Source organism: Bradyrhizobium sp. LM2.9, from assembly GCF_054056555.1.
Genome location: NZ_JBSRYJ010000002.1, coordinates 5,791,735 through 5,809,810 on the forward strand (window position 1 = coordinate 5,791,735; position 18,076 = coordinate 5,809,810).

The 18,076-nt window shown below is 64.2% G+C and carries 11 protein-coding genes and 6 pseudogenes; 5 read left to right on the forward strand and 12 right to left on the reverse strand.

What is annotated here, in order from left to right; translation table 11 throughout:
- Nucleotides 1–8 precede the first annotated feature (8 nt).
- From yddG to ACVWW3_RS29990, 3 genes and pseudogenes are all read right to left on the reverse strand, one after another.
- Nucleotides 9–878 carry an aromatic amino acid exporter YddG gene (yddG, locus tag ACVWW3_RS29980; RefSeq protein ID WP_456647759.1) on the reverse strand — a complete coding sequence of 290 codons (870 nt, stop codon included), beginning with the start codon at nt 876–878 and terminating at the stop codon, nt 9–11.
- Nucleotides 879–963: 85 nt separating this feature from the next.
- Complete coding sequence (phbB, locus tag ACVWW3_RS29985; protein WP_247444637.1) at nt 964–1,689, reverse strand: acetoacetyl-CoA reductase; 726 nt, start codon at nt 1,687–1,689, stop codon at nt 964–966.
- Between the two features lie 251 nt (nt 1,690–1,940).
- Nucleotides 1,941–3,120 (reverse strand): annotated as a pseudogene (locus ACVWW3_RS29990) (acetyl-CoA C-acetyltransferase).
- Between the two features lie 304 nt (nt 3,121–3,424).
- Between ACVWW3_RS29990 and phaR the strand changes: the two are divergent.
- Complete coding sequence (phaR, locus tag ACVWW3_RS29995) at nt 3,425–4,021, forward strand: polyhydroxyalkanoate synthesis repressor PhaR (protein WP_247344971.1); 597 nt, start codon at nt 3,425–3,427, stop codon at nt 4,019–4,021.
- A 44-nt stretch (nt 4,022–4,065) separates the two neighbouring features.
- Nucleotides 4,066–4,668 (forward strand): annotated as a pseudogene (locus ACVWW3_RS30000) (class I SAM-dependent methyltransferase); the annotation flags it as partial.
- Between the two features lie 66 nt (nt 4,669–4,734).
- On the opposite strand, the pseudogene ACVWW3_RS30005 reads toward ACVWW3_RS30000, so the two are convergent.
- A pseudogene (locus ACVWW3_RS30005) lies at nt 4,735–5,623 on the reverse strand (branched-chain amino acid aminotransferase).
- A 120-nt stretch (nt 5,624–5,743) separates the two neighbouring features.
- On the opposite strand from ACVWW3_RS30005, the gene ACVWW3_RS30010 reads away from it, so the two are divergent.
- Nucleotides 5,744–6,679: an alpha/beta hydrolase gene (locus tag ACVWW3_RS30010; protein WP_456647756.1), complete on the forward strand. Its 936-nt coding sequence runs from the start codon at nt 5,744–5,746 to the stop codon at nt 6,677–6,679.
- A 9-nt stretch (nt 6,680–6,688) separates the two neighbouring features.
- Here ACVWW3_RS30010 and ACVWW3_RS30015 read toward each other — a convergent pair whose 3' ends face one another.
- On the reverse strand, nt 6,689–6,937 hold the full coding sequence (locus ACVWW3_RS30015; RefSeq protein ID WP_247444631.1) for a hypothetical protein: 249 nt from the start codon (nt 6,935–6,937) through the stop codon (nt 6,689–6,691).
- 214 nt (nt 6,938–7,151) lie between these two features.
- Here ACVWW3_RS30015 and ACVWW3_RS30020 point away from each other — a divergent pair.
- A pseudogene (locus ACVWW3_RS30020) lies at nt 7,152–8,022 on the forward strand (hypothetical protein).
- 20 nt (nt 8,023–8,042) lie between these two features.
- Here the strand turns inward: ACVWW3_RS30020 and ACVWW3_RS30025 are convergent.
- Together ACVWW3_RS30025 and ACVWW3_RS30030 are read right to left on the reverse strand one after the other, a co-directional pair.
- On the reverse strand, nt 8,043–8,603 hold the full coding sequence (locus ACVWW3_RS30025) for a carboxymuconolactone decarboxylase family protein (RefSeq protein ID WP_354049682.1): 561 nt from the start codon (nt 8,601–8,603) through the stop codon (nt 8,043–8,045).
- A gap of 302 nt (nt 8,604–8,905) precedes the next feature.
- Nucleotides 8,906–9,371, reverse strand: a pseudogene (locus ACVWW3_RS30030) (Lrp/AsnC family transcriptional regulator).
- Between the two features lie 163 nt (nt 9,372–9,534).
- Between ACVWW3_RS30030 and ACVWW3_RS30035 the strand changes: the two are divergent.
- On the forward strand, nt 9,535–10,548 hold the full coding sequence (locus ACVWW3_RS30035; protein ID WP_456647755.1) for a 1-aminocyclopropane-1-carboxylate deaminase: 1,014 nt from the start codon (nt 9,535–9,537) through the stop codon (nt 10,546–10,548).
- A gap of 209 nt (nt 10,549–10,757) precedes the next feature.
- Here ACVWW3_RS30035 and recQ read toward each other — a convergent pair.
- The 5 genes and pseudogenes from recQ to ACVWW3_RS30060 all read right to left on the reverse strand — a co-directional run bounded on the left by recQ (nt 10,758) and on the right by ACVWW3_RS30060 (nt 17,738).
- Nucleotides 10,758–12,625: pseudogene (recQ, locus tag ACVWW3_RS30040) on the reverse strand (DNA helicase RecQ).
- Between the two features lie 122 nt (nt 12,626–12,747).
- Nucleotides 12,748–13,491 (reverse strand): polysaccharide deacetylase family protein, encoded by a 744-nt coding sequence (locus ACVWW3_RS30045; protein WP_456647753.1) that lies wholly within the window; start codon nt 13,489–13,491, stop codon nt 12,748–12,750.
- Between the two features lie 105 nt (nt 13,492–13,596).
- The gene (metA, locus tag ACVWW3_RS30050; protein WP_456647752.1) at nt 13,597–14,598 is read right to left on the reverse strand and encodes a homoserine O-succinyltransferase MetA; all 1,002 of its coding nucleotides are present in this window, start codon (nt 14,596–14,598) and stop codon (nt 13,597–13,599) included.
- A gap of 12 nt (nt 14,599–14,610) precedes the next feature.
- Entirely contained in the window at nt 14,611–15,912 is a 1,302-nt protein-coding gene (locus tag ACVWW3_RS30055; RefSeq protein WP_456647751.1) for an O-acetylhomoserine aminocarboxypropyltransferase/cysteine synthase family protein, read from the reverse strand.
- Between the two features lie 251 nt (nt 15,913–16,163).
- Complete coding sequence (locus ACVWW3_RS30060; RefSeq protein WP_456647750.1) at nt 16,164–17,738, reverse strand: amidase family protein; 1,575 nt, start codon at nt 17,736–17,738, stop codon at nt 16,164–16,166.
- Nucleotides 17,739–18,076: the final 338 nt, after the last annotated feature.

Sequence of the window (18,076 nt, forward strand, 5' to 3'; positions counted from 1 at the left end):
GCATGACGCTACCGCTTCCGCAGCACCATGTCCTTTGCCGCGATCAGGCCGCCGCCGGCGATCAGGATCGCGGCGACGGCGATGTTGGCGCTGGCTTTTGCAAAACCGGCGGCGATGAGGAAGCCGGTCGAGAGCAGCGGCGTCGCGTAGGACGCGGCGCCGAGCACGCGGATGTCGCCGCGCTTCATGCCGATGTCCCAGGCGTAGAAGGCGGCACCGACGGGGCCGATGCCGAGCGCGATCACCGAGAGCCATTGCAGTGTAGTGTCCGGCCATACCGTGGTTTCAAGCAGGCCATGCATCAGCGCGGCAAGCACCGCGGTGGCGAGGCAGAATCCCGCGACCGCATCGGTCGGCACCGCCTTCAATCGGCGCGACAGCACCGAATAGGTCGCCCACACGAAGGCTGCGATGAAGGCCGCAGCCAATCCCGGCAATTGCCCCTGCGCGAAGCCGGAGGTGCTTCCGGCGAACAGCAGCACGGTGCCGGCGAGGCCGAGCACGGCGCCGACGATGTGATGCACGGCAAGCTGCTCGCCCGGCAGCAACGACGAGAACAGCACGATCAGGAGCGGCCACAGATAATTCAGCAGGCCGGCTTCAGCCGGCGGCGCGAAGCGCAGTGCGAGGAAATACAGCGCGTGATAGCCGAACAATCCGCCGACGCCGACGGTCCACACGACCAGTGGCTGACGCAGGCTTTTGGCCGCCTCGCCGCGGCCGATCCAGGTGAGCAGACCGACCAGACCGCCGATCGCGAACGTCATCGCGGCCAGCTGGAACGCCGGGATCGTTCCGGTCGCCACCGTCATCACTGACAGCAGCGACCACATCAGGATCGCGGTCAATCCGATCAGCGTCGCAGTGCGGGCGGTCATCAATCGAGGGCTCTGAGGACGCGGATGCCCGGCACGAGGCCGGGCATGGCGTCTTCATTATCGTCTTGTTGCGCCAAACGCCATATCAGGCGTGGTACTGGCCGCCGTTGATGGTCAGCGTCGAGCCGGTGATGAAGCCGGCCTCGTCAGCTGCGAGGAACACCACGGCGCGCGCGATTTCCTCGGGTTCGCCAAGACGATTCACCGGGATCTGCGGGATCACGTTCTTTTCCAGCACGTCCTTGGGCACGGCCTGCACCATTTCGGTGTTGATGTAGCCCGGCGCGATCGCGTTGACGGTGATGCCGCCCTTGGCGTTCTCGATCGCAAGCGCCTTGGTGAAGCCGATGTCGCCGGCCTTTGCGGCGGAATAGTTGACCTGGCCGAACTGGCCCTTCTGGCCGTTGATCGACGAGATCGAGATGACGCGGCCGAACTTGCGGGCACGCATGCCTTCGATCACCTGGCGCGTCATGTTGAACAGCGAGCCGAGGTTGGTGTTGATCACGGCGTTCCACTGGTCGAGCGTCATCTTGTGGAAGGCGGTGTCACGGGTGATGCCGGCATTGTTGACGAGCACGTCGACGGGACCGAGATCTGCCTCGACCTTCTTCACGCCTTCGGCGCAGGCGTCGAAATTGCTGACATCCCATTTGTAGACGGCGATGCCGGTCTCGGCCTTGAACTTCTCCGCCGCGGTGTCGTTGCCGGCATAGCTCGCCGCAACCTTGTACCCCGCCGCCTTCAGCGCCTTGCTGATCGCCGCTCCGATGCCTCGCGTACCACCCGTCACCAATGCAACTCGTGCCATATCGTATTCCTTCCCTTGGACTCTTCCGACGTTTCTGAGTGATCGTTTTTAGTGATGGATTATGCGGCTGGTTGGACGGACATCGAGAACAAAACGCCCGGCGTTGAGCCGGGCGTTTGTATTTAGTCGAGGCTTGCGCGGTTGCGAAGAATATTTGATTTGCAACCGCTGCCTTTTTAATCGCGTGCAACGCACTCAGTCACGTGTGCAGCGCACGCGCAAATTACGCGTCAGTTACGCGTAAGCTATCTTCAGTCGCGCGCCAGACACATCGCGATACCCATGCCGCCGCCGATGCACAGCGTGGCGAGGCCCTTCTTCGAGTCGCGCTTTTGCATTTCGTGCAGCAGCGTCACCAGCACGCGCGCGCCGGAGGCACCGATCGGATGGCCGATCGCGATCGCGCCGCCATTGACGTTGACCTTGGAGGTATCCCAGCCGAGGTCCTTGTTGACGGCACAGGCCTGCGCCGCGAAGGGCTTCGTTGGCCTCGATCAGGTCGAGATCGCCGACGTTCCAGCCGGCCTTCTTCAGCGCGGCGCGCGAGGCCGGGATCGGGCCAGAGCCCATGATCTTCGGATCGACGCCCGCCTGCGCCCAGGACACGATGCGCGCGAGCGGCGTCTTGCCTTCCTTGGCGGCCTGCTTGGCAGTCATCAGCACCACGACAGCAGCGCCGTCATTGATGCCGGAGGCCGAACCCGCGGTAACAGTGCCGTCCTTCTCGAAGGCGGGACGGAGCTTCGCCATCGCATCGACCGTTGCGCCATGGCGCGGATATTCGTCGGCGCTGACGACGACATCGCCCTTGCGTCCCTTGATGGTGACGGGAACGATCTCGTCGTTGAATTTACCGGCCTTCTGCGCGGCTTCGGCCTTCTGCTGCGAGGCGACCGCGAACTCGTCCTGCTGGGCGCGGGTGATCTGCCACTGCCGCGCAACGTTCTCGGCGGTGTTGCCCATGTGATAGCCGTTGAAGGCGTCCCACAGGCCGTCCTTGATCATGGTGTCGATGAACTCGACCGCGCCCATCTTGACGCCGCCGCGCAGGTACTGGGCGTGCGGAGCCATGCTCATGGACTCCTGGCCGCCGGCGACCACGATCTCGGAATCGCCGTTGAGCAGCGCCTGGTAGCCGAGCGCGACCGTGCGCAGGCCCGAGCCGCAGAGCTGGTTGACGCCCCAGGCCGGGCTCTCCACGGGAATGCCGGCCATGATCGAGGCCTGGCGGGCCGGGTTCTGGCCCTGAGCTGCGGTCAGGATCTGGCCCATGATGACTTCCGAAACCCGACCGGGCTCAATGCCACCGCGCTCAAGCGCGGCCTTGATGGCGATCGCGCCGAGATCATGGGCGGGAAGGGTCGCGAACGCTCCGTTGAAGCTTCCGACCGGGGTGCGGGCGGCGCTGACGATAACGACATCGTCTGACATGGGCATCTCCTGGGGGTTGAATGGGGCAGACGGGGCTGGGGAAACGGCTCGCCAGTCTCGAACGGCATCCTGTTAACGTCGTTGAGGCAAGTCAATCGGCCGGCGACCGAATTCATGCCGCAGCGCATCCAAAATAGCGTTCTTGGTGCTTTCGCAAGCACGTTTTGGCTGCCCGATTAACCGTGGCGCACAAAACGGTAGCGTGACCCCTTTGAAAATGCTTATTTTGTTGCGTTGCGTACTCTTCCCGCCCTGCGGCATTGCCCGACAGGTTCCCGTTCTCCGCGCTTGCAAGTGAGAGCCCATGGCGAAATCAGACCAACCCACCACCATCAAGAAATACGCGAACCGCCGGCTCTATAATACCGGGACGAGCACTTATGTGACGCTGGAAGACCTCGCCTCCATGGTCAAGGATGGGGAAGATTTCCTGGTCTACGACGCCAAGACCGGCGACGATATCACCCGCTCCGTGCTTGCCCAGATCATCTTCGAGCAGGAGAACAAGGCCGGCCAGAACCTGCTCCCGACCACCTTCCTGCGCCAGCTGATCCGCTTCTACGGCGACAGCATGCAGATGGTGGTGCCGAAATATCTGGAGCAGGCAATCGCGTCGCTCACTCAGGAGCAGGAAAAGTTCCGCAAGCAGATCGCCACCTCGCTGTCCGGAACTCCGTTTGCGCCGCTGGAGGAACAAGTCCGCCGCAACATGGAGTTGTTCCAGCAGACCTTCTCGATGTTCAAGCCTTTCGCGCCCACTCCGGGCCGCCCCGCGGGTTCCGCGGAGCCGGGCCCCGATGCGACCCCCGAAGTGCCGAAGGACAGCAATATCGACGATCTGCGCCAGCAGATGAAGGACATGCAGGAACGCCTCGAGCGGATGTCGAAAAAGGACGAGTAGATCGTTCTTATGCGCCGGCTCCCCGGCAGGCCGGAGGACGCGCGATGTCCGACCGAAGCACGCATTGGGACAATGTCTACGCCACCAAGGGCGAAGCCGAGGTCAGCTGGTTTCAGAACACTCCGGCGACCTCGCTCGCGATGATCAGAGCGGCCAATCCGGACCGCGAGGCCGCCATCCTCGACATTGGGGGCGGCGCATCGCGGCTGGTCGATGCTCTCCTGCTGGACGGATATCGCGACGTCGCCGTGCTGGATCTCTCCGCCAATGCGCTTGACGCGGCCAGAAAGCGAATCGGCGCCGCCGCTTCAATGGTCGACTGGATCGTTGCCGACGCCACTACATGGCGCCCGGCGAAGACATACGATCTATGGCACGATCGGGCGGCGTTTCACTTCCTGACCGAGTCCCGCGACAGGACTGCTTACATCGAGCGCCTGCGGTCGGCGGTTGCGCCCGGCGGCCACGTCATCATTGCGACGTTTGCGCTCGGCGGCCCTGAGAAGTGCAGCGGCCTGCCAGTGCAGCGTCATGACAGCGCGAGCCTTGCGGTGGAGCTCGGGCCGGCGTTCGAACTGGTCGAAACGCGCAACGAAGCGCATCACACGCCATGGAATTCGACGCAGGCGTTTCAGTTCAGCCGGTTTTTAAGCGGCGCAGCCAGCTCCCGCCATCGCCAAGTCTCCCCTCGGCATGACGACGGAAAGTGCGAATCAAGCCGCCAGCTTCACCGCATGGGCAAAGTCCCAATAGAGCTTGCGCGCGCGAGCGTAGAGCGGGCCCGGCTTCAGCTCGCGGTCGTCGATGCGGATCACCGGCGCGACTTTTGCGAAATTGCCCGTAGAAAAAATCTCGTCGGCGGAGAGGAAGTCGGCATAGCGCAGCGTCTTCTCGACCACGGTGACGCCGTCGGCACGAAGCAGGCTGATGACGCGCTGGCGCGTGATGCCGTTGAGAAAGGTGCCGTTCGGCACCGGCGTGCAGACCACGCCATCCCTGGCCATGAACACGTTGGAATTGCCGAACTCCGCGACATTGCCGAGCATGTCGAGCATCAGCGCGTTCTGAAAGCCGCGCGAGGCGGCTTCCGCCAGCGCGCGCGAATTGTTCGGATAGAGGCAGGCGGCCTTGGCCTCGACCGGGGCGCATTTCGGCGGTGGGCCTGCGGAATGGCGACAGCGTGATGGCGTTGCCAACCGGTTTTGGCATCGGCGCCTCGTAGATGCAAAGGCACCAATCGGTGGTCTCGGGGTCGAACAGCACGCCGCCGCCTGCGCCGTTCCGCGCCCAGTACATCGGACGGACATAGAGCTCTGCATTCGTCGCGAAGCGCGCGATGCCCTCGTTTGCGAGTGTCAGCCAGGTGCCGGCATCGACCACCGGCTTCAGGCCAAAGTTGATCGCGGATTGATTGGCGCGGGCGACGTGACGGTCGAGGTCGGGCGCGACGCCTTCGAACGCACGCGCGCCGTCGAACACGACCGAGCCGAGCCAAGCCGCATGCGTGCGCGGGCCCATGATCGGCACATTGCCGTCATGCCATTTGCCCTCGAAGAAGGTCCAGCTCGGCGAATATTCGATGGGCTTTTTGATCTCGGCCATGACCGGCCTCCCCTTGGCGTGGTGCCATATTATAGCGTCACTATTGGGCGCAATTTCTAAATGATTCCCTGCGGGAAAAATGGTGAGTTACCCTCTCACGCAAGGGGACAAGGAAGTGCCATGCCGCTCGATCCACTCGCAAAGCGTTTGTTGACCATGATGGCTGCGGCAGCGCCGCAGGCGCGGAGCCGGCCGAGCGTGGAGGCACGGCGCCAGTCATTGGCAAAGCTGATGCAGTTCGCGCGCACTGATGCACCTGACGTGACGACCTCCGACGGCGTGCTGCCCGGTCCCGGCGGCGCGCTGCCCTATCGCCTCTATTCACCCGCAAGCGCCGATGATCTCGCGCCCGGCTTCGTGTTCTTTCACGGCGGCGGGCTCGTTGCCGGCAGCATTGCCACGCATGACCGCATCGCGGCGGCGCTGGCGCATGCGACCGGCTGCCGTCTCGTCTCGGTCGATTACCGGCTGGCGCCCGAGCACAAATTTCCTGCCGCCGTGGACGACGCGATCGCCGCGACCGAATGGGTGGCGCGCGAGGCCTCTTCGCTCGGCATCGACGCCGAGCGGCTGGTGCTCGGCGGCGATTCCGCCGGTGCAACGCTCGCCGCGATCGTATGCCAGGAGGCGACGCAGAGCGCAGGCCTCAGCATCGTCGCGCAATGCCTGATCTGTCCGGTGCTGGATTTCGAGGAGGCCTCACCTTCTCGCGAGGAATTCGCCGAAGGTCATTTGATCGATCGCGCCACCATCGAAGCCGACCTCGCCGACTATCTGCCCGAGGGCTTGGATGCCGCCGATCCCCGCATCTCGCCCCTGCGCATGACACGACTCGCGGGTCTGCCGACCGCGATCATCCACACCGCCGAATACGACCCGATGCGCGACGAGGGCAATGCCTATGCGCGCAAGCTGCTCGCCGCGGGCGTCGCCGTCGAGCACGTCTGCCACGACGGCATGGTTCACAATTTCCACGCCATGGGCGCAATTTTGCCGCAGGCACAGCTCGTGCTGTCGCAGATCGGCGAGCAGGTCAGGCGGGCGGTAGGGAAGTGAGAGCGTGAATCAGGCGCGTGCGTCGAGCACCGCCCTGGCTGCCACGACATATTCGGGCCAACGCGCGTCCGCATAAATTTCGGCCTGCCGTGCGCAGGTGAGGTCGGGTGCATGTGCGGCTGCGATCGTACGCGCGAAGCGCTCTTCGGCGACCGTCACGTCACCAGGTTCGGCCGACGGTACGGTGGCGGCCACGGCATTCGGAGCGACGGCGAGGCCAGCCAGACCAGTGAGCAGGATGCGGCGTGACGTGTTCATGGCTGTCGTCCTTCATTGTCCGGGCTGCACTCCGGCGGGTGAGTGTGTCAGTGCGATCACGACAGCGTAACCGCACACATCCGTACAGTCCATCGCTTGCGGATAGCACTTGACCGCATGAACGATCACGTTCCATCTAGTGAACAGTTCCGCCATCACGGCAGACGCGTCGGATTGTCACGTGTCGCATCGCAGCCAATCGTCTCGCTCGGCGTTGCGCGCTTTCGCAATGGCACTGCTCTGCTTGATGATGCCAGCCCGCGCCTTCGCCGCCGATAGTGACGACGACGCTGTCGCGAAGCCGGCGGTTCCGAACATCTATCTCGATTTGCGCACGACCTACGCGACGATCCCCGCGGGCACGCTCGGGCTCGGCTTCGGCAACACATCATTGTCGGCGGCATTCGAAGCGCTGGCGGCGCGCAGAGGCGATGCGCTGCCGAACGGATTGCCGGCCGCGAAGTCGATCGCCGTCGATTTCCCGATGACCGTCGACGTCAACGATCGCGTGTCGCTCTATGGCGGGGTGTCCGGCTCCGCGACGAATTTCGGCGATGGCTGGTCGTCGTTCGACATCACGAGCTGGAACATCGGCCTGCAAGCCGATCTCTACCAGCAGAACGGCGGAAAGATCCCGACGATCACGCTGCAATCCACCCTGACGCAGTCGGTGCCGAACGACCCCGGCATGACAACGTCATTCAACAACATCCTGGAGTTCGACTACGCGCTGGGACGAGGACGAGACACGCGGATGGCTTGCCGGGGTGCAATACACCTACACCGACATTGCCAGTCCGGTCGTCCGCATCCGGCCGAACACGATCCTCTATGCCGGCGGCTACTACCAATGGCCGAGCAACTGGAAATTCACGGGACGCCTGGGCGTGCAGTCGTTCGGCGGGGCGCAGGTCGCGGGCCGGACGCTGGCGGAGCCCTTCACCCAGCCGATCCTGCGCCTCGATCTCGACCGCATGGACGACAACGACAACCGCCTGTTCGGCATCACCGCGCAGATCGCCTGGCTGCCGAAGCCGTCCTACCAGGTGACGCTGCGCACACCGCTCTACGCGGTGCGCAACTAGCCGCCTCGGTGGCGCGTCGTCTACTCCGGCACCGGCACGTCGAAGGTGTTCAGCGTGACCGAGACCATGCAATAGACGCCGACGAGATAGGACAGCTCGGCCGCGCCGTGCTCGCCGAACTCCTTCACCGCAGCCCGCCAGGTCAGTTCCGGCAGCACGCCGCCGCTGACCAAGGCGGACGCCACGTCGTAGGCGACGGCCTCCTGCTTGCTGAGATCGACCGGCCGCTGTCCGGCGACGATGGTCGCGAGCTTCTCGTCGGAGAGGCCGCGCTGCTCGGCGACCAGCACATGCGCATAGAGCTCGTAGCCGGAGCGGAAATGCGAGCCGGTGACGAGGATCGCGACCTCGCGCACCGGCGCCGGCAGCAGCGGATTCGCCGCGATCGCCTTGACCAAGTCCCACACCGGCTTGCCGAAGCGCGGCTCGCGGATCCAGGGATTCCACGGCCCGAGCAGCGCGCCGTCGTCGCGCATGTTCACAAAGCCCTTGAAGTGGTCCGTGATACCCGCTCGCATGTCGTCATAGAGCGGCTTCTGTTCAGCACTCAGGTCTTTCGGATCGAGAATGGGAAGGCGCACGGCGGGATCTCCTCGTTGAGAAGTGCTGACACTCACCTACGTTGTTGTGTGGAGCAAGTGAAGTTGCCGTGACGGCCGTGCGATTTTGCAAGTGGTGTAGAGACACCAGCACAACCATGCTATGTCCCGTAATCTCTCATTGGCGAGGCATATGATCTCGAGAAACGAGGATGGAAAGAGGTCGCAAAAACCGATGCATGGCACGAAGGCGGGAGCTATCTGCTCCACTGCACACGTCTAGCTGGGCCGCGCGCGGCCCACAGCAGGCGTCGTCCGTAATCGACGGCTTGCACATCCGTCTGTCAAAATTCCAGCGGCGCGTTGTCGACGACTTCCTTCATCACGAAGAAAGTACGGGTCTGGCGCACGCCGGGCAGCGCGATCAGCTGCTCGCCGTGGATACGGTTGAAGTCCTCCATGTCGCCGACGCGAATCTTGAGGAAATAGTCGAAGTCGCCGGCGACGAGGTGACAGTCGAGCACGAATTTCAGCCTGGTGATCGCCTGCTCGAAGATCGCAAAGCTCTCCGGCGTCGAACGGTCGAGCACGACGCCGACCATCACCAGCGTTGCCCTTTGCCACCTTCTTCGGCGCGACCATGGCGCGGACGGCGGCAATGAAGCCGTGCTCGAACAGGCGCTGGGTGCGTCGATGGCAGGTGGCGGGGCTGATGGCGACGGTTTCCGCCAGCTCGGCGTTGCTGAGCCGGCCGTTATTTTGCAGCAATCGCAACATCTTAAGGTCGATGCGATCGAGGCGAGTGGACATGGAAGAAACTTCCGCTGTTAGCATCAATCGCGAAAGGAATAGTATCCTTTGACGCCGGTTGTGCAAGATGGAGCAGGATACAGGCGCAATATTTGAAAGCACCTTTCCGCAGCGCAATGGTAGCCAATTTCCAGACACCAACGCCAATCGGGATAACCTGACGATGCTCGAAAAATTCGCGCGCTATCCGCTGACCTTCGGTCCGACCCCCATCGAGAAGCTGGAACGGCTATCAAAGCATCTCGGCGGCAATGTCGAGGTCTATGCCAAGCGCGAGGACTGCAATTCCGGCCTCGCCTATGGCGGCAACAAGCTGCGCAAGCTCGAATACATCATCCCCGACGCGATCGCCTCCAACGCCGACACGCTGGTGTCGATCGGCGGCGTGCAGTCCAACCACACCCGCATGGTCGCAGCGGTCGCCGCCAAGATCGGCATGAAGTGCCGCCTGGTGCAGGAAGCCTGGGTGCCGCATGAGGACGCCGTCTATGACCGCGTCGGCAACATCATGCTCTCGCGCATCATGGGCGCCGACGTGCGCCTGGTCGACGACGGCTTCGACATCGGCATCCGCAAGAGCTGGGAAGAGGCGATCGACGAGGTGAAGGCGGCGGGCGGCAAGCCCTACGCGATTCCCGCCGGCGCCTCCGTGCACAAGTTTGGCGGCCTCGGCTATGTCGGCTTCGCCGAAGAAGTGCGCAAGCAGGAAGCCGAGCTCGGCTTCAAGTTCGACTACATCGTGGTCTGCACCGTCACTGGCTCGACCCATGCCGGCATGCTGGTCGGCTTCGCCGCCGATGGCCGCGCGCGAAAAGTGATCGGCATCGACGCCTCCTTCACCCCGGCGCAGACCAAGGCGCAGGTGCTCTCGATCGCGCAGAACACGGCCAGGCTCGTCGAGCTCGGCAAGGATCTCGTCGCAGACGACGTCGTGCTGATCGAGGATTACGCCTATCCCGCCTACGGCGTGCCGTCGGAAGAGACCAAGGAGGCGATCCGTCTCACCGCGCGCCTCGAAGCCATGATCACCGACCCCGTCTACGAGGGCAAGTCGATGCAAGGCCTGATCGACCTTACGCAGAAGGGCTATTTCGAGAAGGGCGCGAAGATCCTCTACGCTCATCTCGGCGGCGCGCCGGCGCTGAACGGCTATGGGTATGCGTTCCGGAACGGGTAAGGTAGGCCGCACCTCGCGCCTCCACTCCGCTGTGGTCCCGGACAAGCGTAAGCGCAGATCCGGGACCCATAACCACAGGGAGGTGTTTGGCGAAGACTTGCAGCTCGGTACTCCTACCGATCGCAACCGATAAATCACGCGGCATGGATCCCGGATCTGCGCTCCGCTTCGCTGCGCTTGTCCGGGATGACGGCTGAGGTGTGGCGCAGCTACCGCGTCCTGACAATCTGCAGCAGCTCGTCGCCGTAATGCTCGAGCTTCTTGTCGCCGATGCCGGGCACATTGCGCAACTCGTCCAGCGTGGTCGGCCATGCGCGGACGATGCCGTCGATGGTGGCGTCGTGCAGCACGACATAGGCCGGCACGCCGCGCTCGCGGGCAATGTCCGAGCGCCACGCGCGCAACCGCGCGCGCAATTCAGGATCGACATCGCCCTGCGACGCGTCGGCCGCCGGCGCCAGATCACCGCGGCGGGATTTCGTGCGGCTGCCACGGCTGCGGGTGGCGGGCGCCTCCTCGCGCAGCCACACCTCGGTATCGCCGCGCAACACGCCGCGCGACTGTTCAGTCAGCTTGAGCGCCCCAAAAGCCTCGCTTTCGCTCTGCAAGTGTCCCATCGCCACGAGCTGCCGCAGCACCGTGCGCCACTGCTTCTCGTTGAGCTCGCGTCCGATGCCGAACACCGTAAGCTTGTCGTGGCCGAACTGCGTCACCTTCTCGGTGAGGCGTCCGATCAGCACGTCGATCAGGTGCATCGCGCCGAAACGCTGGCCGGTGCGATAGGCGCAGGACAGGAGTTTTTGCGCCAGCACCTTGCCGTCGCGCATTTTCGGCGGCGTCAGGCAATTGTCGCAATTGCCGCAGCTATCGCCCATCACGATCTCGCCGAAATAGGCGAGCAGCCGCCGGCGCCGGCAGTGCGCTGTTTCGGCGAGGCCGACCAGCGCATCGAGCTTGCCGATCGAGACCCGCTTGAAGTCGTCGGAACCGCTCGACTCGTCGATCATGCGGCGCTGCTGCACGATGTCGGAGAGGCCATAAGCCATCCAGGCGGCCGACGGCTTGCCGTCGCGGCCGGCGCGGCCTGTCTCCTGATAATAGGATTCGATGCTCTTGGGCAGGTCGAGATGGGCGACGAAGCGCACGTCGGGCTTGTCGATGCCCATGCCGAAGGCGACGGTCGCGACGATGACGATGCCGTCCTCGTTGAGAAAGCGATCCTGGTTGCGCGAGCGCACGCTGCTGTCGAGACCGGCGTGGTAGGGTAACGCCGCAATGCCGGCGTCGGCGAGCGCAGCCGCGACCTCCTCGACCCGTTTGCGGGACAGGCAATAGACGACGCCCGCGTCGCCCGCGTGACGCTCCCGGATGAATTCCTTCAGTTGCGACACCGCGTTGCGCTTGTCGACGATCTCGTAGCGGATGTTGGGCCGGTCGAAGCTGGAGACGAATTGCGGACTGTCCGCAAGCTTGAGCCGCTCGACGATCTCCTTGCGGGTCAACTCGTCGGCAGTCGCGGTCAGCGCGATGCGCGGCACGCCGGGAAAGCGCTCGGCGATGATGGAAAGGCCGACATATTCTGGACGGAAGTCGTGACCCCATTGCGAGACGCAATGCGCCTCGTCCCGATCGCGAACAGCGCCACCTTCGCCCGCGCCAGCAGCGACAGGCAACGCGGCGTCACCAGCCGTTCCGGCGCGACATAGAGCAGGTCGAGATCGCCCGCGATCAGGCGCCGCTCGATGTCGGAGGCTTCCTGCGGGGTCAGCGACGAGTTCAGCGCGGCGGCGTTGACCCCGGCTTCGAGCATGCCGGCGACCTGGTCGCGCATCAGCGCAATCAAGGGCGACACCACGATACCGCAGCCTTCGCGCAGCAGCGCCGGCAATTGATAGCACAGCGACTTGCCGCCGCCGGTCGGCATCAGCACCAGGCAATTGCCGCCGTCCGTGACGTGCCGGATGATCTCGCCCTGCGCGCCGCGGAACCCGGGCAGGCCGAACACCGAATGCAGCACCGACAGCGCATCGCGGCCCTGGGCCGGCGCAGGCAGCGGAGCGGTGGAGGGAGAGGACATGGGCGTGATGAGACGTTGAGATTTCGGTCAACGCCAGTCGCATGCCGCTGGGGTCATGACAAGACTATTCGCGCGGCATCGGGCCTTCGTCCCCTCTCCACAAGGGGAGAAGGAAGAAGAAGCTACGCCCCGATCCTTCGCAGCGCTTCCGCGACCGTCACGATCGGCATGTCGCGCTTCCCGGCCGCCTGCAACGCATGGCGCATCAGGTGCGGCGTGCAGCCATACGGGCTCGGCGCGTTGGCGACGTCATGACCGTAGAAGATCAGCCATCCGCCGCTCTCGACCGCCTCGTCGAAATAGCGATCGACACCCGCAATATCGATCTCGCAATCGACCAGGGGCGAGGCGCGCAGGAACTGGAGATCGATGACGTCGCGATTGACGCCGGGAAGGATGCCGCGCGCCGAGCGGAAGGTTTTGGCGAGCTGCGGTTTGCGCCAGACCGAGGCAATACCATAGGGGTAAGCGAAATTTTCCAGCGTAATCGAGGAATCGATATCGCGAAAATGGCCGCGGTTCCGATCGATCTCGCGGGCCATGGCGGGCTCGTCGAGATTGACCGCACTCTGGTGCGAGAAGGTGTGGCAGGCGATCTCGTGCCCGGCGCGGTGAAGCCGCACCACGGCGTCGTTTGACAGGCCGTGCCAATGGTCCGAGGGGCGATCGACCAGGCTACCGGCGAGATAGAACGTGCCGCGGCCGCCATGCTGCTCCAGAAGCTCGGCGCCCTCGCCTGCGGCGCTATCGGGGGCATCGTCGAAGGTGAAGCTCACCATGGGCGCATGCGCGGGCAGGCGGTGCGGCGCGGCACGGAAATGCCGGGCCAGCCGATTGCTCACGCGTCCCTGGAGTGCCGACCACACGAATCGCTTTCCCTGTTTGTGCCGCCCCGTCACTGAAGCATTCGTTCGCTGCTTGAGGCAAGCTTCACACTTGGTTAGTCCTAACGTCGAACCCGTTGTCCAGACCTAACGCACGAGCACCGACGCGTCGGCCTCGGCGCCGAGATATTGCAGCCAGTTCCGAAACAATGCCGCCGCGGCGCTGCCGGCGTCGATATCGGCACGCAAATTCAGCGCAGGCAGGTCGTTGCCGAGCGCGGGGTGGCGCTGGTGCCTTGCCTGCTTCTCGAAGCGGCCAAGCTTCTCCTCGGTCGCAACGTCAAAATAGCTCGCGGGCAGATGCGGATAATTGTCGCGCTCGCGCGCGAGATAACGGCCGATATCGCGCAGATATTCACGCTGAAGCGACAGCGCGTCATATTCCGGGTGGCCCTGGAAGAACACGAAGCGGCTGGCATATTGCCGGACGAAGACATCGACGCCGGCCTTTGCCGAACGGGTCAGCACCCGGTAGCCGGCCTGCGCGAGGTCGCCCTCGACGATCTCGTTGACACGCGAATGCGAAACCTTGAGCGGCGCAGGCGCGGCGCGCGTCAGCGGATCGCCGGTCACGGTTTCGCAGTCGAAAATGCCGTGACATTTGGCCGGAAGCCGCCGCCGTTCGATACGATCGAGATGCAGCACCGCCGCATGCGCGGCGAGGCACGACCAGATCGTCGAGCGCGTGTTGACCTTGGCCCAGTCGATCAGCTCGGTGAGATCGCGCCAGTACGGCTCCTGGTCGAGCTCGGGCGCGACCGGCTCGGCGCCGGTCACGATCAACCCGTCGAACTTGTGGCGCCTCAGCTCGGTGAGTTCCGAATATTCGCTCTCGACGTGCCACTTCGCTTCCGGCGAGCGCCTCACCGAGGGCAGCGAGAAGCAGTGGAAGCGGATGCGGCGCGGGCCCGCGGCGGCCTGGAGCAGCTTCATGAACTGCCGCTCGGTCGCCTTCAGCGCCGGATCCGGCATGTTGTTGATCAAGCCGATGGTGAGCTCAGCGCCGTGGCGCTCGCGTGCAAGATCGCCCTCTCCCGGCACCAACGCCGGGCTCGATATGCCTTGATCCCTGTCGATCAAGATCGTCATCGGTGCCGCCGCCTACTCCGCGGCCTGGAGGCGCGCGGACGGGCAGGCCTTTTCCAGCGCCTGGTCGATGTCCTCGATGATATCGGCGGAATGCTCGATACCGATCGAGAGACGAATCGTTTCCGGCAAGACGCCAGCGACCCGCTGCTGCTCCGCCGACATCTGCCGGTGCGTGGTCGATGCCGGATGGCAGGCCAGCGACTTGGCATCGCCGATATTGACCAGGCGCGTGATCAGCTTCAGCGCATCGTAGAACGACTTGCCGGCTTCCATGCCGCCCTTGATGCCAAAGGTGAACAGCGAGGAGGCGTTGCCGTCGAGATATTTCTGCACCAGCGGATAATAGGGACTGTCCGGGAAACCAGTGTAGTTGACCCAGGCGACGCGCGGGTCCTTACGCAGGAATTCGGCGACCTTGCGGGCATTCTCGCAGTGGCGCTCCATGCGCAACGCCACGGTCTCGATGCCCTGGATCAGCAGGAAGGCGTTGAACGGCGACAGCACCGAGCCCATGGTGCGCTGATAGATGCTCCGCGCGCGCTCGATATAGGCAGTGCGGCCGAAGCGCTCGGCATAGACGAGGCCGTGGTACGAGGCGTCCGGCTTGTTGTAGCCGGGGAAGCGGTCCGCGTACCTGGCCCAGGGGAAGTTGCCGGAATCGACGATGGCGCCGCCGAGCGTGGTGCCGTGGCCGCCCAGGAATTTGGTCAGCGAATGCACGGCGATGTCGGCGCCGTAATCGAACGGCTTGAGCAGGATTGGGGTTGCAACCGTATTGTCCACGATCAGCGGCACACCGTGCGCGTGCGCGATCTTTGCCAGCGCCTCGATATCGCAGACATTGCCGGCGGGATTGCCGATGGTTTCGGCGAACACGGCGCGGGTGTTCTCGTCGATCAGCTTTTCGACCGCCTCAGGCTTGTCGCTCTCGGCAAAGCGGCCGGTGATGCCCTGCCGCGGCAGGATGTGCGAGAGCAGCGTATGCGTGGTGCCGTAGAGCTGCGGCATGGAAACGATGTTGCCGCCGTGATCGGCGACGTTGACAAAGGCGAAATGCAGCGCCGCCTGCCCGGTCGCGACCGCAAGCGCGCCGACGCCGCCCTCGAGTTCGGCGATACGCTTTTCCAGCACCGCGCTGGTCGGATTGGCGATGCGGCTGTAGCGATAACCTTCGGCCTCGAGATTGAAGAGCGCCGCGCCGTGATCGGCGCTGTCGAAGGCGTAAGCCGCGGTCTGGTAGATCGGCACGGCAACCGCGTGCGTGGTGGCTTCGGGCTCGTAGCCGGCGTGAATAGCGATCGTCTCGTTGCGCATCGTGCCACCTCCGCGTGGAGCGGGCCGCACTTATTGGCCTGTATGAGGCACGTGCGTTGTCCGCCGTTCCTCTGTTAGAGGCGGGTGGTAAAGCGGACAATAATTCGTCTAGAGATCGAGGAAGTAACCCTAACGGTTGTTGGGGAATTGGCTAAAATTCGAGTCAAATTGGATTAATGAAGCTTTGCGCAGCCGGCTGAGCGGTTTCCTTCTCCCCTTTTGCAAGGGGAGAAGGTGAGGCCTTCGCAGTCTCAATCCATCTGTTCCCACAGCCGATGGGCGAGCACGCCGGCCCGCTTCTCGATCGCGGCCGCCGCATCGAGCGCGAGGTCCTCGCGATAGCGCCCGGCGATGAGCTGCACGCCGATCGGCTTGCCATCGTGCAGCGTCACCGGCACCACGGCGCCAGGCAAACCCAGCACGTTTATCGCGGAGATGAAGCGGATCTCGCCCCAGAAGATCTCGCGCACGCGTTCGGCACTGACGGTGTCTTCACGCGGGCCCGGCGTCGGCTTCACCGTGGTCGGCGCCAGCACGACCGGATATTCCTCGAAGAACAGCTGCCAGGCGCGGATGTGGCCGTTGCGCGCGGCAGTCGCCTGCATCCAGGCCTTGAGGTCGAGCACATTGGCCTTGGCCTTCATGCCGCCCCACGCCTTGTGGAAGTCTTCGGACGTCACCTTCAGCATGCCGGCCTCTTGCAACACCATCGTCTCGTTGGTGATGATGTCGCACCAGGTCTGCCAGACGCCGTTGATGTCGGGCACATCGACCTCGCTGACCCGATAGCCGGAACGCTCCAGATGATCGGCGGCCTGACGCAACGCCGTGCGCACGGACGGATCGACGTCCATGTCTTCAGGAATCTTGGCGAGCGCGACCTTGATCGGGCCGTTCGGCTTCGGTCCCACCAGCGGCGCCGGCACCCACCAGGGATCGCGCGGATCGCGCTGGCTCATCACTTCCAGCGCGAGCCTGATGTCGGCGACGTGGCGGGCGAGCGGCCCCTGCGCCGACATCAGATGCGCCAGCATCGGCCGCTCGGCGGTTGCGCTTGCGTTGAATGCCGGAATACGTCCCTGCGTCGGCTTGATGGTCGCAACGCCGTTGCAATGCGCCGGCCAGCGCAGCGAGCCGCCGATGTCGTTGCCGTGCGCGATAGTGCCGATGCCGGCGGCGACCGCCGAACCCGCGCCGCCCGAGGAGCCACCGCAGGTGATATCAGAATCCCAGGGATTGAGCGTCAGCCCGTGCAAGGGATTGTCGGTGAAGCCGCGGAAAGAGAATTCCGGGGTGTTGGTGAGGCCGATAACGACCGCGCCGGCCTTCTTCAGGTTGCGCACCACGGGCGAATCCGACGGCGCAACGAGATCCTTGTTCGCCGGCACGCCGTTGAAGTTCGGACGGCCTTCGTAATCGACATTCTCTTTGATCGTGATCGGTACGCCGTGCAGGAGGCCGAGTTCGCCGCCCTTCGCGCGCTGCTTGTCGGCCGCATGCGCCGCAGCCAGCGCCTCCTCCGAGAGATCGACGACGACGGCGTTCAGCCTCGGATTGACGGCACGCATCCGCTCGAGATGCGCCTCGACGGTCTCGACCGCGGAGATGGCGCCGGAGCGGATTGCGGCTGCGGTCTCGACCGCCGACCATTGCCAGGCCGGGCCCCTGGGACGGCGCGGTGCGGACGATTTGCGCGGAGTGGCCTTCTTGACCGGCTTCGTTGCAGCCTTCGCAAACACGCTTTTGCGAACGGTGCTCGTCTTGCCGGAGGTCTTTGCTGCTTTCTTCGCAGCACTTTTCTTCCTGGTCGCCGTTTTCTTCGCCACGTCGCGTCTCCTCAAATTGCGCCGCGGAAGTTATGGAGGTCACGCGCCCGTGTACAGGCGCGTTTCTGCATGGCGCGCCGGCGCTGCCGAAGGCGCGCGAGATACGCTCATGAACCTTTAGGTGTTTTCCCATGACCATGTATTGGCTGAACAACGGAACGCACTACCGCCAAGATTGCCGCGTCGCGACCGGGTTTTTGACGCCCCTATTTTGGACAGCGACCAATCGGAGCATTTGCCTGCAGCCGCATACCATCGCCATGTCGGCAACGATCGCCGATGGAAGGGTGTCGCGGACCGGATGGCGCCTCGCGCTCGACGAACGGGGTATGCGACGT

What these genes read in the sequence shown, in the direction of transcription:
- ACVWW3_RS30035 (WP_456647755.1), top strand. Translation starts at nt 9,535, where the DNA reads ATGCTCGAAAAATTCGCGCGCTATCCGCTGACCTTCGGTCCGACCCCC.
- phbB (WP_247444637.1), bottom strand. Translation starts at nt 1,689, where the DNA reads ATGGCACGAGTTGCATTGGTGACGGGTGGTACGCGAGGCATCGGAGCG.
- ACVWW3_RS30010 (WP_456647756.1), top strand. Translation starts at nt 5,744, where the DNA reads ATGCCGCTCGATCCACTCGCAAAGCGTTTGTTGACCATGATGGCTGCG.
- ACVWW3_RS30015 (WP_247444631.1), bottom strand. Translation starts at nt 6,937, where the DNA reads ATGAACACGTCACGCCGCATCCTGCTCACTGGTCTGGCTGGCCTCGCC.
- ACVWW3_RS30055 (WP_456647751.1), bottom strand. Translation starts at nt 15,912, where the DNA reads ATGCGCAACGAGACGATCGCTATTCACGCCGGCTACGAGCCCGAAGCC.
- metA (WP_456647752.1), bottom strand. Translation starts at nt 14,598, where the DNA reads ATGACGATCTTGATCGACAGGGATCAAGGCATATCGAGCCCGGCGTTG.
- yddG (WP_456647759.1), bottom strand. Translation starts at nt 878, where the DNA reads ATGACCGCCCGCACTGCGACGCTGATCGGATTGACCGCGATCCTGATG.
- phaR (WP_247344971.1), top strand. Translation starts at nt 3,425, where the DNA reads ATGGCGAAATCAGACCAACCCACCACCATCAAGAAATACGCGAACCGC.